We start from the raw sequence: 14,954 nt of genomic DNA, 5'->3' as shown, positions 1-14,954 counted from the left end.
TTGTTGTGGGAAATATCGCTAGCGAATTGGATATTCGGCTGCGGCCGGTGCCCGCAGATACCGGTCGCGGGGGAGTTGTGGCCCTATGATGGATGACGATGGCAAGGTTATTTGGGACCGACGGTGTCCGCGGAAAAGCAAACGAACTCTTGACCCCAGAACTGGCGATGGCGCTTTCACAGGCCGCCGCAATGGTGCTGGGGCATGAACAAATAAAGGATGGGCGAAGGCCCATGGCGGTGGTGGCCAAGGATCCCCGGATCAGCGGCGACTTCCTTTCGGCTGCCATCGAGGCGGGGCTTGCCGCGTCCGGCGTCGATGTGCATGAAGCAGGAACACTGCCGACCCCGGCTGCCGCGTACCTGGTGGCGGACCTCGGTGCCGACTTCGGCGTGATGATCTCCGCCTCGCACAACCCGGCGCCCGACAACGGCATCAAGTTCCTGGCCCGTGGCGGCAAGAAACTTGACGACGCGCTCGAGGACGCAATCGAAGCCGCCATGGAGAAGCCCAAGTACCGTCCCCTCGGTGGGGACGTGGGACGGGTGAGCCGCTTCGCAGATGCCGAAGACCGCTACATCATGCACCTGTTGCAGTCCCTGCCGAACCGCCTGGATGGCATGAAGATCGTCTTGGACTGCGCGCACGGCGCTGCAAGCGGTTGTTCCCCGGAGGTCTTTGCCGCCGCAGGTGCCAAGGTGATTGTCATCGGCGCCGAGCCCGATGGCATCAACATCAACGACGGCTACGGTTCCACACACCTCGAGAACCTTCAGGCGGCCGTCGTTGAACACAAGGCAGACCTCGGAATCGCGCACGACGGCGACGCCGACCGTTGCCTGGCCGTGGACCACGAGGGCACCGTCGTCGACGGCGACCAGATCATGTCGATCATGGCCACCGCCATGAAGGACCTCGGCACTTTGAAGGACAACACCCTGGTTGCCACCGTGATGAGCAACCTGGGCCTGAAGATCGCCATGCGCGAAGCCGGCATCACCGTCAAGGAAACCGGCGTCGGGGACAGGTACGTGCTCGAAGGCATGCGCGAAGGCGACTACAACCTGGGCGGCGAACAGTCCGGCCACGTGATTTTTGCCGACTACGCCACGACGGGCGACGGCGTGTTGACCGGCCTGCAGATCGCGGCGCGTGTCAACGCAACCGGCAAGACGCTGAAGGAACTTGCCGGCGCCATGACCGTGCTGCCGCAGATCTTGATCAACGTCAAGGGCGTAGACAAGGCTGCGGCTCCGACCAACGCGGTGCTTGCCGATGCCGTTGCTGCGGCCGAGGCCGAGCTTGGTGATTCGGGTCGGGTGCTGTTGCGCCCGTCGGGTACCGAACCCGTTGTCCGTGTCATGGTTGAGGCAACCTCGCAGTCCGTGGCCGAGAACATTGCCAAGTCCCTGGCGGATGTTGTTTCGCGAGAGCTAGCTCTCTAGGAAACCAAGTTGTTGCGTGTGGCCGGGTGGAGCGGACTGAGGTCCGTTTGGCCCGGCCACATTGCTGATGGTTGTGCCGCTGAATGCGTGTGCAAGAGTCTTAGAAAGGGTGTCCCACGGGCATGACGTTGAAAATATCGGTGGTGGGCACCGGGTATCTGGGCGCAACCCACGCCGCATGCATGGCTGAGCTGGGTTTTGAAGTCATAGGCTTGGACATCGACCAAGCGAAGATCGATTCGCTGGCTCTGGGCGAACTGCCCTTCCACGAACCGGGTTTGCCCGAGCTCTTGCGGAAGCACGTTGCAACGGGCCGGCTGCGCTTCACCACCGACTACGACCAGGTCGCCGAATGGGCGGACATTCACTTCGTCGGTGTCGGCACACCACAGCGGGCGGACGGCCACGGCGCCGACCTGCGTTACGTTGACGCTGCCGTCCGCGAACTGGCCCAGCGCATTCGGGGCGAGGCCCTCATCGTGGGCAAGTCGACGGTGCCAGTCGGAACGGCGCGACGCCTGAAGTCGTTGATCGAGGCAGAAGCACACCCGGATTCCAGGATCATGCTGGCCTGGAACCCTGAGTTCCTGCGCGAAGGCTTCGCCGTTGCCGACACGATGACCCCGGATCGACTTGTCATTGGTGCTCAAGACGCCGAACCAGCCGAAATCCTGCGCAGGGTTTACGCCAAGGCATTGGCTGCCGACACCCCGCTGATTGTCACCGACTTCGAGACCGCCGAATTGGTGAAGGTGGCAGCCAACGCCTTCCTGGCCACGAAGATTTCCTTCATCAATTCATTCGCCGAGGTCACCGAGACCATCGGCGGGGACATCACGACCCTGGCCGATGCCCTGGGGCACGACGTGCGCATCGGGCGCAAGTTCCTCAACGCAGGGGTGGGCTTCGGCGGGGGATGCCTTCCGAAGGACATCCGGGCGCTGCAGGCTCGCGTCAGTGAACTTGGCCTGACGCACACCATGGGTTTCCTGGCTGAGGTCGACGAGATCAATTTGCGCCGTCGCGAACGCGTGGTGCGCTTGACGCATGCGATGCTCAACGACGATTTGGTCGCCAAGAAAATCGCTGTTCTCGGTGTGACGTTCAAGCCGGACAGCGACGACGTGCGCGATTCGCCGGCCCTGGACATCGCCGTGCGGCTCTACAACGCGGGGGCCGAGGTAACCGTCTACGACCCCAAGGGCAACAAGAACGCCGCAGCACGCTTCCCGCGCCTGGACTATGCCCCGGGCCTTGCCGAGGCCGTCGGCGGCGCCGACGTCGTCCTGCTGCTGACCGAGTGGGCAGAGTTCAGGCAGCTGGTGCCGGCCGACCTGGATCCGCTGGTCGCTTCACGCCGCATCATTGACGGCCGCAATGTCCTGGACCGCAACGCGTGGGAATCGGACGGGTGGGAGATCGTCGGCATGGGCCAGCACTACGCCCCGCTGGACGCACAACCCTGATCAGTTCCCGGACGCCGGACCGCCAAACAAACGACGGGCCTTGGTCGACTTCACGAAGTCGACCAAGGCCCGTCGTTTGTGGTTTGTGCAAGGAACTGCTGGGGGAGTATCTCAGAGCCCCAAGTCCCGTGCTGCGCGTGGAAGTGCCCGGAGCAGATCCACGGCGCTTAGCGTGCCTTCCAGCGCCGCCAGTGCGCCGGCATGCGCGTGGATGAGTGCCCCGCAGGCGGCAATGTCCGTTACCCGGTGCAGGGGATTGGCATCGGATACCTTGGCCGGGAACTTGGTTGCCGCCACGAGTGTTCCCAATAGCCCGGTCAACACGTCGCCGCTGCCGGCCGTTGCCAGGTCCGGGGTGGCGGCGTGCACGATCAAGGTGTAGCCGTCGGGTGCAGTGCAGATCGTTGCCGAGCCCTTCAGCAGGATCACGCAGTCGTAGGCGACCGCGGCCCAGCGGGCCCACCGAACCGGGTCCTCTGCGATGTCCGTTGCGCTCACCCGGACACCGGCCTTGGACAACAGGGAATGCAGCTCGCCGGTATGCGGGGTCAGGATTCGAAGTTGGTGGTTTTCGCCCGGTTCAAGCATGCCCAGAGCCCCGGCATCGACTACGCAGGGGGTGTCGGCAGCCAGGATCTGCGCAAGCGTCTGGCGGTTCTCGGGCGTGTCTTCGAGGCCCGGGCCGACTGCCCAGGCGCCAATGCGTTTGGCGCTTTCGCGGTCGTTGCGGCGGCTGTGGGTGAGCAGCGCGGTGAGTTCCTGCGACGACAGCGGCACGGCTTCGGGGACGGCGCCGGCCATGGCCGGTGCGACCTGGTCCGGGACCATGGTTCGCAGCAGCCCCAGGCCGCTGGAGGCCGCGGCCCGTGCGGTCAGCACGGCCGCTCCCGGGTAGCGCGGGGAACCGGCAAACAGGCCCAGCACGCCCCTCTGGTACTTGTGCTGTCCCGACACCCGCCAGTCGGATGACCGGTTCAGCAGCAGTTCCAGATCGTCGCCCTGCACCACCCAGGCCTCCGGCGCGGGCAGGGTCTCGCGCAGTCCGATGTCGACCACGTTGATTTGCCCGGACACCAAGTGGCCGGGGCCCACGACCAATCCGGTCTTCAGCGCACCAAAGCTCACGGTGCGGTCGGCGGCAATGACGGTCGGGGCGACTGCTCCGGTATCGGCATTGACACCGCTGGGCAGGTCGCACGCCAACACGGGCACGCCCCGCGGAATCTCCGGCAGGACCACGCCAGGGCGGACTCCGGTGCCGTAGACGGCATCGATCAGCAGATCGCAGTCTTCAAGCAGTTCGGGGAGGTACGTGGCAGCAGATGAACGCCCGCCGGCACGGCCGAATGCCTTCAAGGCCTCGGGGTGGGCACGCTCGTCGAGCAAAACGGCAGTGCATCTAACGCCGCGCTTCGCCAAGGAAGCCATGGCGTACAGGCCGTCGCCGCCGTTGTTTCCCGGGCCGATGAGTCCGACCACCCGCGAGCCGTAGAGTTTCCCCGAATACTCACGCAACATCTGCACCGCATGGTGGGCCAAGGCATCCGCTGCCAAACGCATCAGCCGGAATGCCCCGGATTCACGCACCAGTGGGATTTCTGCCGTACGTACCTGGGAGCCTCTGTACACGGGAATCATATTGACAGAATACCGACTCTGTCCGGCACATGTCCCATCTGTCGCCCCACGCCGGAAAAGGGAAGCCGGTTCCCACCAGCAAATTTGTTGAACCGTCTAGCGCTCGGCGACCACCATGGCGGTGGCAAGATCCCCGTCGTGGCTCATGGAAAGGTGCCAGTAGAGAATGCCCTTCGCCGCGGCGACTTCTGCGACGGAACCGTCAAGCAGGACATGTGGGTCGCCGGCATCGTCCTTGACGATTTGGCAATGCTGCCAGTTCATTCCGGCCGGTGCACCGAGGGCTTTGGCTATGGCTTCCTTCGCGGCAAAACGGGCGGCCAGGGACCTGACATGCAGATCCCGTTCCGCCGGAACGAAAAGCCGTTCGATGAGTGCAGGCGTGCGTTCCAGCTGCGCCTTGAACCTAGAAACCTCGACAACATCCACACCAATTCCAACGATCATGGATTCGAGTTTATCCGCGAAGGCGATGGCGGATCGAAACGGCCATTGAACTTTCAAGGCGGTTGGACAAGTGTTGGCTATTGGACAACGTGTAACTGATGGACTTCCGGAAGCAAGGGGTAAACGATCCATGGAGAATTCAGGGGCATTGGATACAGCGGCCAACGCGCTCTTGCTCGACGGTTTCGGTCGGGTCCTGGAGGGGATCGAAACACTGCTTGAGTCGGCGGATCCGGAGCTGTTGCGCTTCAGGCCCTCCAAGAACACCAACCACATCGCGTGGCTGATCTGGCACCTTTGCCGGGTGCAGGATGACCACTTCGTGCACCTCGCCAACAAGCTGTGGCCCGAGACACTCGTGGAACAGCGCTGGGTCGTCGACGGGTGGCGCCCAAGGTTTCACCTGCCCTACACCGAGCTTGATACCGGCTACGGGCACAGTAGCGGGCAGGTGGAAGCGTTCGCGATGTTTGAAAGCGAGTACTTGCTTGGATATTACCGGTCGGTGCATCAGTTCACCGGCGGTGTTCTTGGCAAGCTGGCGGACAGCGACTTCAGCAAGATCGTTGATCGGCGTTGGGATCCGCCGGTGACCGCGGGAGTCCGGCTGGTGAGCGTGCTCAATGAGACCACCAAGCACCTGGGGCAAGCCGAATTCATTCAGGGAATCTTTGCAGACCGCGCCTGATCCCTGACCTGGCACCTGGAAATGCCGCCGACCAAAACTGGTAGATTGATCGCCCATTTCTTGCGTCACTGCGCGGACATTGGCCTCCGCAATGACGTTCCGTGCCGATCCGTGGCGTGGGCATGCGGGGCTTTTGTGGCTGGTGCCGGATTGCCCGGACCGTGGACACCCGGGAAGCCGTTAAACGACAATGGTGTTGGTTTCAGGCCCCTCGCGGGAAACGAAACCAACACCATGCACGTTTGGTTTACTCGACCGTGACCGACTTGGCCAGGTTGCGCGGCTGGTCGACGTCAAGTCCCTTGGCCGAAGCCAATTCGCAGGCGAAGAGCTGTAACGGAACCGTTGCCAGCAACGGCATCAGCAAGGTCGGGGTTTCCGGAACATAGAAGACGAACTCGGAGAATTCGCGCACCGACTCGTCGCCGGCTTCTGCGATGACCAGGGTCTTGGCGCCGCGGGCGCGGACTTCCTGGATGTTGGACACGACCTTGGAGTGCAGGGAATCACGGCCGCGCGGGGACGGAACAACAACGAAGACGGGCTGTCCTTCGTCGATGAGCGCGATCGGGCCGTGCTTCAGCTCGCCGGCGGCGAAGCCCTCGGCGTGGATGTAAGCGATTTCCTTGAGCTTCAATGCGCCCTCCATGGCGACCGGGTAGCCCACGTGGCGACCGAGGAAGAGCACGGAATTTGCTTCGGCCATGGAGCGGGCCAGCGCCTTGATTTCCTCGCCGCGATCCAGGATGTCCTGGATCTTGGAAGGGATCTTGCCGAGATCGGCAAGGATGTCCTTGATCTGGCCGCTGAACAGGTTGCCGCGCAACTGCGCCAGGTACAGACCCAGCAGGTAGGTGGCGGTGATCTGGGCCAGGAATGCCTTGGTGGAGGCCACGGCGATTTCCGGTCCGGCGTGCGTGTAAAGCACTGCGTCGGATTCGCGCGGGATCGTCGACCCGTTGGTGTTGCAGATCGACAGCGTCTTGGCGCCCTGCTCCTTGGCGTAGCGGAGGGCCATCAAGGTGTCCATGGTTTCGCCGGACTGCGAGATGGACACGATCAGGGTGTTCGCGTCCACGATCGGATCGCGGTAACGGAACTCGTGGGAGAGCTCGACCTCAACCGGAATGCGGCACCAGTTCTCGATGGCGTACTTGGCAACCGAGCCCGCGTAGGCGGAAGTACCGCAGGCGAGCACGACGATCTTGGTGACCTTGGCGAGTTCCTCGGGGGCGATTCGCATTTCGTCCAGCGTCAGGCGGCCGAATGCATCCGAGCGGCCAAGCAGGGTGTCGGCGACGGCGGCCGGCTGGTCGTTGATTTCCTTTTCCATGAAGGACGGGTAGCCGCCCTTTTCGGCGCTGGCTGCATCCCAGTCGACCGAGAATTCCTTGCCCTCGGCCGGGTTGCCGAAGAAGTCTGTGATGGTGTGGCTCTCCGGCGTGATAGTCACGATCTGGTCCTGGCCAAGCTCGACGGCACGTCGCGTGAAATCGATGAAGCCCGAGACGTCCGAGCCCAGGAAGTTCTCACCGTCTCCAAGGCCCAATACCAAGGGGGAGTTGCGGCGTGCGGCAACAACCACGCCGGGGTGGTCTGCATGGACGGCCAGGAGGGTGAAAGCCCCTTCAAGCTGGCGGGCGGTCAGTTCCATGGAACGAGTGAGGTCGCCCTGGCCGGCGCCACGGTAAACCGAACCGAGCAGCGCGGCGGCGACCTCGGTGTCTGTGTCGGAGAGGAACTCAACTCCCTCCTCGAGCAGCAATGCCTTCAGCTCGGCGAAGTTCTCAATGATGCCGTTGTGGATCAGCGCCAGCTTGCCGTTGTCCGCCTTATGAGGGTGGGCGTTGAGGTCGGTGGGCCCGCCGTGGGTTGCCCAGCGCGTGTGGCCAATGCCGGTGACGGACTCCGGCAACGGGTCTTCCTCAAGGTTCGCGATGAGGTTGGCAAGCTTGCCCGCCTTCTTTCGCGAGTCAACGCCGTCTGCTGTGACTACGGCGATTCCGGCCGAGTCATAGCCGCGGTACTCGAGGCGACGGAGGCCTTCGATGATGACTTCGAGCGCGCCGTGAGAGGCCGTTCGTTCTGGGTTACCTACATATCCAACGATTCCACACATGAAAAAAGACTACATGCCGAAAAGCGCCGAAAAGTGCATTTCTGCCGTGAGAGAGCGCCAGAGCTCTATGGGCTTTACCATGTTGCCCGAAACCGCCGATTCGTCGAAGTTTGGGTAAATAGGAGCTTTCTTGGCACAATTCAAGGCGTGAATGGACAGCGTACGGTCGACTTCGGTGCGACACCTTTCGTCGAATTAGACCGTCAAACATGGGCGCGCCTATCCAATGAAATGCAACAGCCCCTCGATGAGGCGGACCTGCAGCGGCTCAGTGGCTTGGGTGAACAGCTAAACCTTGAAGAAATCCGTGAGGTGTATCTGCCGCTCTCGCGATTGCTGAACCTCTATGTCCAAGGTGCTGCATCCCTTCACCAGGCAACCAACACCTTCCTGGGCGAAAAAACCAGCCGTACGCCGTTCGTGATCGGCGTCGCGGGATCCGTGGCCGTAGGCAAGTCAACGACTGCACGCGTGTTGCAGGAGTTGCTGCGTCGCTGGCCCGATACCCCGGATGTCCAGCTGATCACCACGGACGGATTCCTGTATCCAAACGCTGATCTTGAAAAACGCGGAATCATGCACCGCAAGGGCTTCCCGGAATCCTACGACCGCAGAAGGCTGTTGCGTTTCGTTTCTGAGGTGAAATCCGGGGCTCCCGAAGTCCGAGCACCCTGGTATTCGCACCTGACCTATGACATCGTGCCGGGCAAGGAAGTCGTGGTCCGCTCACCGCAGGTGCTCATTGTCGAGGGACTCAACGTCCTGCAGCCGGCCCGTGCCCGGATGGACGGCATCGCCGGACTCGCACTGAGCGACTTCTTCGACTTCTCGGTATTCGTTGATGCACGCACCGCCGACATTGAAGAGTGGTACATCAGCCGCTTCATGAAGCTTCGCTCCGGCGCGTTCTCGGATCCGGCATCGTACTTCCACCGCTATGCGAACCTGAGCGATCAGGAGGCCAGGGAAACCGCGCACGGCATTTGGAAACGAATCAATGAACCGAACCTGCGCGAGAACGTCATTCCAACGCGTGGCAGGGCACAGCTGGTGCTCAGCAAATCCGCGGACCACTCAATCCGGAGAATGCTGCTCCGCAAGATCTGATTCTCTGGCAAGCCAAACGAATTTTGGTGAAACAGCGGGTCAACCCGTGATGTTCGTCCTGTTTGTATGAAAAGCTGGGTTCATGCTTAAGGGATTCAGAGATTTCATATTGAAGGGCAATGTCGTTGACCTTGCCGTCGCCGTTGTTATCGGTGCGGCATTCAGCGCCGTCGTCACCGCGCTGGTGGAAAACATCCTCATGCCGCTTATTGCAGGGTTGGTGGGTTCCCCGAACTTTGATGCTTTCCTTGTCCTCACCCTTGCCGGTGGCGTCCAGGTTAAGTTCGGTGCCTTCCTCACGGTCCTCGTGAACTTCTTGCTTGTAGCTGCGGCCATTTACTTCATAGTCGTGGTGCCGATGCGAAAGCTCACCGAAATGAGCAAGGCGCGCTTGGGTATCGAAGAGCCGGAAGAGTCTGAAGACCCGCAGCTGGCGCTCCTTGCCGAAATTCGGGACGAACTCAAGAGCCGGGCCAGCTAGAGCGGCCCAAACCCGCCGAATCCGATGCCCCGTTGCCTTCCATGCCGAAGGCAACGGGGCTTTTTTCATATCGGCACCTGCGGTCTCGCGTCCATGGAGAAAGCAACCGGGCGATAGTGGGATAATTGTTCGGTGAGTGCGCAATCAACTGAACAGCCCGAGAACCCGACACACGACCAGAAGCCGGCAAAGGCGCCGAACTGGGAACGCCGAGCAATCATTGACCTGGCGAACGTGCGCGAGAACGTCAAGCGAGTATCCGAACTGGTGGCCCCCGCAAAAATCATGGCCGTGGTCAAGGCCGACGGGTACGGACACGGTGCCGTCGCCGTGGGCCGTGCAGCTCTTCAAGCCGGTGCGACATGGCTGGGTTGCGCCCACGTCACCGAGGCGCTAAAGCTCCGCGAAGCGGGACTCAACGCCCCGCTGCTGGCATGGCTCCACACGGAGGGCACTCCCTTCGAGGAAGCGATCGCCGCCAACATCGACATTGCGGTTTCCGGTTGGGAACTGGACTACGTGGCCCGTGCCGCCGAGGCTGCCGCGCAGCCCGCGCGCGTCCACCTCAAGATCGACACCGGCCTGGGACGCAACGGCAGCACACCCGCCGATTGGGACGCCCTCCTGGGCCGTGCGGCAAGCTACCAGGAGGAAGGGCTCATGCGCATCGTTGGCGTGTTCTCCCACTTGGCGGTCGCCGATGAACCCGAGCGTCCCGAAACCGACGAACAGCTGACAGCCTTCAACGAGGCCGTGGCGCTCGCCGAGGACGCAGGTTTCGACCTTGAAGTGCGCCACATTGCCAATACGCCCGCCATCCTGACCCGCCCTGACGCGCACTACGACATGGTGCGGCTGGGGCTGGGGCTGTATGGACTGAGCCCCTTCGAAAACGAAAGCCCCGAGAGCTTCGGCTTGCGCCCGGCCATGCGCCTGGTGAGCCGCGTGGCAAACGTGAAGCGTGTTCCGGCGGGGCAAGGGGTCGGCTACGGCCTTCGCTACCACACCACCGAAGACACCTACCTGGGGCTGATCCCGATGGGCTACGCGGACGGCATTCCCCGCGTGGCCAACAATGCGCCGGTCAGCATCAACGGAACGATCTACCGAGTCCGCGGCTCCATCGCCATGGACCAGTTCGTGGTGGACCTGGGGCCCGACGTCGACGTGGAAGAAATCCTGGGAGCGGAGGTCGTCCTCTTCGGCGACGGGGGCCCGCAAGTCACCGAATGGGCCGATGCGGCCGGAACGATCAACTACGAAATCGTGACCCGCATTTCCCCGCGCGTGCCCCGCCAGCTGGTTGAAGGAACGTGGGGTGAATCGGGTGAGTGATCCGGCCGGCGGGGGAGCGGCCCTCGAGGCGCAGATAGCCGTGGGGGATGTCGCCGAGACACAGCGCTTTGCACAGCGCCTGGGCGAGCTGCTGCAAGCCGGGGACCTACTTGTGCTCACCGGAGAGCTGGGGGCAGGCAAGACGACCTTTACCCAGGGCCTGGGCCTGGGCCTCGGCGTACGCGAAGGCATTATCTCGCCGACCTTCGTCCTTTCACGTATCCATCCTTCTCTCGCCAAGGGGCCGGACCTGGTCCATGTGGATGCCTACCGGCTCGAAAGCGCTGGGGAGGTGGACGACCTCGACCTGGAAAGCAGCATGCGTTCCTCGGTAACGGTGGTGGAATGGGGACAGGGAAAAGTCGAACAGCTGAGCGACTCCCGCCTAGAAATCAGGCTGGTGCGGGCGGGCTCCGCCGACACCGGCGGGGAACTGGTCTTCGACTTCCATGAAGGTGAAGACGAGGAACCGCGCACCATCATCCTTGGTGCCTACGGGCCCCGCTGGGAACGCCACGAGGCGCTCGCCGAACTTCTCAACGACTTCAACAGTTCAAGGAAATAGACAGTGTACCTACTGGCGATTGACACCTCAGCCAATGCCTCGGCGGCGCTTCTCGACGCCACCAACGCGCATGACGTTCGCGTCATGGATTCCTTTACCTCCACGTTCAGCAACGACCACTCCGAAGTCTTGGCTCCGGCCATAGAAGGTCTGTTGAAAAATGCAGGCATCGAAGGAGCAGGCCTCGCCGGGATTGTCGTGGGCGTCGGACCGGGCCCGTTCACCGGCTTGCGTGTAGGGCTTGCCACCGCCCGGACACTGGGCTTCGTCTGGAACATACCGGTCCATGGTGTGATGAGCCTCGACGCCATTGCGCTTGAGGCCGTGGCCGGCGCCCCCGAGACGGAATTCGTGGTCGCGATTGACGCGCGCCGGAAGGAACTCTACTGGGCACGCTACACCTCCACCGGCCAACTCCTGGAAGGGCCGAACGTCACCGTGGCCGAGGAGATTCCAGCGCTCCCGGTATACGGGGCCGGCGCAGGACTCTACGCCGAACGGCTCCGGGCCGTCGGAGCCAGCGTAGTCGAAGGGTTCGAGGATCTGCACCCGAATGCCGTGGCAATCGGCACCCGTGCCGCACGCCAGCTCGCGGCGGGGGAGCAACCGCTCAGCACGGAGCCGTTGTACCTGCGTGAATCGGACGCCAAGGTTCCTGCGGTCATGAAGGGGAAGCTGCTGTGAGTGAAATCGCGCCGGTTGAGGGTCTTCATACCAGGACCATGGGCAGCGGGGACCTCGCAGAGGTCTGGGCCTTGGAAACCGAGCTGTTCCCCGTAGACGCATGGCCCTTCTCCATGTTCGTCGATGAACTGGCCCTCACCGCGACCCGCGACTACTGGGTTGTGGAAGATGGGGGCCGTATCGTGGCCTATTGCGGACTCATGTGCGTGCTGCCCCTGGCCGACGTTCAAACGATTGCCGTGATCCCGGAATACGAAGGGCGGGGGATCGGGACGCATTTGCTGCGCACCATGATTGCGCGTGCCATCGACCGAAGCGCAACTGACCTGCTGCTGGAAGTCCGGGCCGACAATCCCCGCGCCCAGGGCCTCTACGAACGCCACGGCTTCGAAGTGATCCACCGTCGCCCGCGCTACTACCGCGACGGTGTGGACGCGATCATCATGCGCAAGGTCTTGATCCCTTCCGAATAGCAGCGGCCTGGTGCTCGGCACCCGTCCACTTCGATTACTCAGGGTCAGGAGACCTAAAATTATGGCTATGTCTGTTTCCAATCCCCTTGTTCTTGGCATTGAATCATCCTGCGACGAAACAGGGGTGGGGATCGTGCGTGGCACCGAGATGCTGGTCAACGCGGTTGCCTCCTCCATGGAAGAACACGTGCGCTTTGGTGGCGTGATCCCCGAAATTGCGTCACGGGCCCACTTGAACGAATTCGTGCCGACCCTTGAAGCAGCCCTCACGGCGGCCGGGGTCACGCTGGATGAAATCGACGCAATCGCCGTCACTAGTGGCCCGGGCCTTTCCGGAGCCCTGATGGTGGGGGTGGCCGCCGCCAAGGCGCTGGCCCTCGCTAGTGGAAAACCCCTCTATGCGATTAATCATCTAGTTGCACATGTCGGAGTCGGTGTGCTGGATGGTGGAAAGCTGCCGGAAAATCTAGGTGCACTCCTGGTCTCCGGTGGCCACACGGAAATCCTGCAGGTGAATTCCCTCTCCGAGGATGTCCGATTGTTGGGTGCGACCATTGACGACGCCGCGGGCGAGGCCTACGACAAGGTAGCACGCCTCCTTGGGCTGGGTTACCCCGGAGGCCCCGCCATCGACAGGGTTGCCAAGGAAGGCGACCCCAAGGCCATCCGCTTCCCGCGCGGGCTGACCCTTCCCAAGTTCGTTGGCACCGCTGAAGAGCCCGGCAAACACCGCCATGACTTCTCGTTCTCCGGCTTGAAGACAGCTGTGGCCCGCTGCGTTGAGCAGTATCAGAAACGCGGCGAGGAAGTACCTGTGGCGGACATCGCAGCATCCTTCCAGGAAGCCGTTGTCGATGTCATCACCTCAAAGGCAGTGCGCGCCTGCCAAGAGCATGGGCTGACCAACCTGCTGCTCGGGGGAGGGGTGGCGGCCAACTCCCGGCTGCGAGAGCTCCTGGCTGCCCGCTGCGCGTCTGCAGGGATTACGCTTCGGGTACCGCCCATCAGCCTGTGCACCGACAACGGAGCCATGGTTGCCGCACTTGGGGCACAGCTTGTCGCTGTCGGCGTTAAGCCGACAGGACTGAAGTTCTCCACGGACTCCGGCCAGCCAGTGAGCCTGATTTCATTGGTCGCCTAGTCAGCAGCTTCGGGGCCCATTGGGCGGACAGCAGAATTAAGCGTTTGAGGGGTATGCGCCACGCGCACACCCCTCAAACATTTAGCCGGAACGGGAATCTAGGCGATGTTCATTCGCCGGATATTGTCCTTGACTACCTCACGCAGGTCTCCGCCGTGTGCGTCGGCAATCTTGTGCTGCCATTGGTAGCCGGCGCCGCCCGTGATGATGCGTTCCACGTCGGCAAGCTCCGAACTGCACCCCAGCTTTTCGGCCACGGGGGCAAGCCGCTCGAGCTCGAGCCTCAAATGATCGGTGACCAGCATTTCATCGCCAGCGGCGTTGAGAATGATGATGGCTTCCATGCCATAACGCGCGGCACGCCATTTGTTCTCCACTCGGTACCAAGGCGGCATCACGGGAATCGAACCACCGTTGTCCAACGTCGTGGACATGTCGTCGACGAGGCATTGGGTCAGGGCTGCAATGGCCCCGATGTCTTGGAGCGACGAAAGCCCATCGGAGATGCGCATTTCCACCGTGCCAAATCGAGGCACCGGGCGCACGTCCCAGCGGATCTCCGAGATGTCGTCAATGACCCCGGTGTGCACCATGTCGGACACGTATGCTTCGTAGTCCTTCCAGGTGGCGAAATGGTAGGGGACGCCGGCTGTCGGGAGTTGCTGGAACATCAATGCGCGCTGTGAGGCGTAGCCTGTGTCTTCGCCACCCCAGAATGGGCTCGAAGCCGATAGCGCCTGGAAATGCGCCTGGTAGTTGATCAGCCCGTCCACAATCGGGAGCGCCTTCTCACGGGAGTCGAGCCCCACATGGACGTGGACACCGTAGATCACCATTTGCTGGCCCCACCACTGCGTGCGGTCGATCATCCTCGCATAGCGGTCCTTGTCGGTCACCGGCTGCGACTTGGGCGACGCAAACGGGTGCGATCCAGCGCTGTAGAGGTCGATGCCCATGGGGTCCGTGACCTCACGAATCGACGCGATGCTCTCGTGAAGCTCGGCCTTGGCCTCGGATACGGTGTCGCAGACGCCCGTGACAATTTCCACGGTGTTGAGCAGCAGCTCCTGCTTCACGCGCGGGTGCTCTTCATCAAGTTCGAGGGAACCATGGCGGGCATGCAGCTGCGCCAAGACGTCGTCGGCAACGGAACGCAGGTCCGCCGTGTTTCGATCCACCAACGCAATTTCCCATTCCACCCCAAGGGTGGACTGGCGTGATGATGCGAATTCTATTTGCATCTAGCCTCCAAATATTTTGCGGTGAACCACCCCAAATTTAATGCACGGTCAATTCTATCGAGTTAGTTGGCGTGGTGGATGACATGAATGTAATAACCGATCCATGCCCCTGACACGAAGAGAA

The 14,954-nt window shown here is 62.3% G+C and carries 14 protein-coding genes; 10 read left to right on the top strand and 4 right to left on the bottom strand.

Annotated features, from left to right (window positions below; translation table 11 throughout):
• The first annotated feature begins 98 nt into the window (after nucleotides 1-98).
• Both glmM and ACFY5D_RS05995 read left to right on the top strand, forming a co-directional pair.
• A complete protein-coding gene (gene glmM, locus ACFY5D_RS06000) occupies nucleotides 99-1,445 on the top strand; it encodes a phosphoglucosamine mutase (protein ID WP_387526394.1) in 1,347 nt (448 codons plus the stop codon).
• Between the two features lie 122 nt (nucleotides 1,446-1,567).
• A complete protein-coding gene (locus tag ACFY5D_RS05995) occupies nucleotides 1,568-2,911 on the top strand; it encodes a UDP-glucose dehydrogenase family protein (protein ID WP_387526391.1) in 1,344 nt (447 codons plus the stop codon).
• Nucleotides 2,912-3,022: 111 nt separating this feature from the next.
• Here the strand turns inward: ACFY5D_RS05995 and ACFY5D_RS05990 are convergent, their stop codons facing one another.
• Both ACFY5D_RS05990 and ACFY5D_RS05985 read right to left on the bottom strand, forming a co-directional pair.
• Nucleotides 3,023-4,498 carry an NAD(P)H-hydrate dehydratase gene (locus ACFY5D_RS05990; protein ID WP_387526388.1) on the bottom strand — a complete coding sequence of 492 codons (1,476 nt, stop codon included), beginning with the start codon at nucleotides 4,496-4,498 and terminating at the stop codon, nucleotides 3,023-3,025.
• A 147-nt stretch (nucleotides 4,499-4,645) separates the two neighbouring features.
• Nucleotides 4,646-4,996, bottom strand: a complete 351-nt coding sequence (locus ACFY5D_RS05985; RefSeq protein WP_387526385.1) for a holo-ACP synthase — start codon at nucleotides 4,994-4,996, stop codon at nucleotides 4,646-4,648.
• Between the two features lie 130 nt (nucleotides 4,997-5,126).
• Between ACFY5D_RS05985 and ACFY5D_RS05980 the strand changes: the two genes are divergently transcribed.
• On the top strand, nucleotides 5,127-5,684 hold the full coding sequence (locus ACFY5D_RS05980) for a DinB family protein (RefSeq protein ID WP_387526382.1): 558 nt from the start codon (nucleotides 5,127-5,129) through the stop codon (nucleotides 5,682-5,684).
• A 247-nt stretch (nucleotides 5,685-5,931) separates the two neighbouring features.
• On the opposite strand, the gene glmS is transcribed toward ACFY5D_RS05980, so the two are convergent.
• Nucleotides 5,932-7,803 (bottom strand): glutamine--fructose-6-phosphate transaminase (isomerizing), encoded by a 1,872-nt coding sequence (gene glmS / locus ACFY5D_RS05975; RefSeq protein ID WP_387526379.1) that lies wholly within the window; start codon nucleotides 7,801-7,803, stop codon nucleotides 5,932-5,934.
• A 147-nt stretch (nucleotides 7,804-7,950) separates the two neighbouring features.
• Between glmS and coaA the strand changes: the two genes are divergently transcribed.
• The 7 genes from coaA to tsaD all read left to right on the top strand — a co-directional run bounded on the left by coaA (nucleotide 7,951) and on the right by tsaD (nucleotide 13,589).
• The gene (gene coaA / locus ACFY5D_RS05970; protein ID WP_387527596.1) at nucleotides 7,951-8,910 is read left to right on the top strand and encodes a type I pantothenate kinase; all 960 of its coding nucleotides are present in this window, start codon (nucleotides 7,951-7,953) and stop codon (nucleotides 8,908-8,910) included.
• Between the two features lie 82 nt (nucleotides 8,911-8,992).
• Nucleotides 8,993-9,391 (top strand): large conductance mechanosensitive channel protein MscL, encoded by a 399-nt coding sequence (gene mscL / locus ACFY5D_RS05965; RefSeq protein WP_387526376.1) that lies wholly within the window; start codon nucleotides 8,993-8,995, stop codon nucleotides 9,389-9,391.
• Between the two features lie 132 nt (nucleotides 9,392-9,523).
• Nucleotides 9,524-10,726, top strand: a complete 1,203-nt coding sequence (alr, locus tag ACFY5D_RS05960; protein ID WP_387526373.1) for an alanine racemase — start codon at nucleotides 9,524-9,526, stop codon at nucleotides 10,724-10,726.
• Nucleotides 10,710-11,291, top strand: coding sequence for a tRNA (adenosine(37)-N6)-threonylcarbamoyltransferase complex ATPase subunit type 1 TsaE (gene tsaE, locus ACFY5D_RS05955; protein WP_387526370.1), 582 nt, complete (start codon nucleotides 10,710-10,712; stop codon nucleotides 11,289-11,291). Before alr ends, tsaE begins: the two co-directional genes overlap by 17 nt.
• A 3-nt stretch (nucleotides 11,292-11,294) precedes the next feature.
• Nucleotides 11,295-11,975: a tRNA (adenosine(37)-N6)-threonylcarbamoyltransferase complex dimerization subunit type 1 TsaB gene (gene tsaB / locus ACFY5D_RS05950; RefSeq protein ID WP_387526367.1), complete on the top strand. Its 681-nt coding sequence runs from the start codon at nucleotides 11,295-11,297 to the stop codon at nucleotides 11,973-11,975.
• 38 nt (nucleotides 11,976-12,013) lie between these two features.
• A complete protein-coding gene (gene rimI, locus ACFY5D_RS05945) occupies nucleotides 12,014-12,448 on the top strand; it encodes a ribosomal protein S18-alanine N-acetyltransferase (RefSeq protein ID WP_387527593.1) in 435 nt (144 codons plus the stop codon).
• Nucleotides 12,449-12,515: 67 nt separating this feature from the next.
• Nucleotides 12,516-13,589 (top strand): tRNA (adenosine(37)-N6)-threonylcarbamoyltransferase complex transferase subunit TsaD, encoded by a 1,074-nt coding sequence (gene tsaD / locus ACFY5D_RS05940; RefSeq protein WP_387526364.1) that lies wholly within the window; start codon nucleotides 12,516-12,518, stop codon nucleotides 13,587-13,589.
• 98 nt (nucleotides 13,590-13,687) lie between these two features.
• Here the strand turns inward: tsaD and ACFY5D_RS05935 are convergent, their stop codons facing one another.
• Complete coding sequence (locus tag ACFY5D_RS05935; protein WP_387526361.1) at nucleotides 13,688-14,830, bottom strand: glutamate--cysteine ligase; 1,143 nt, start codon at nucleotides 14,828-14,830, stop codon at nucleotides 13,688-13,690.
• Between the last annotated feature and the right edge of the window lie 124 nt (nucleotides 14,831-14,954).

Source organism: Paeniglutamicibacter sp. NPDC012692 (assembly GCF_042901625.1).
Taxonomy (GTDB): domain Bacteria; phylum Actinomycetota; class Actinomycetes; order Actinomycetales; family Micrococcaceae; genus Paeniglutamicibacter.
Note: the sequence above shows the minus strand (reverse complement) of the source record. Positions and strands in the feature narration are given on the sequence as shown.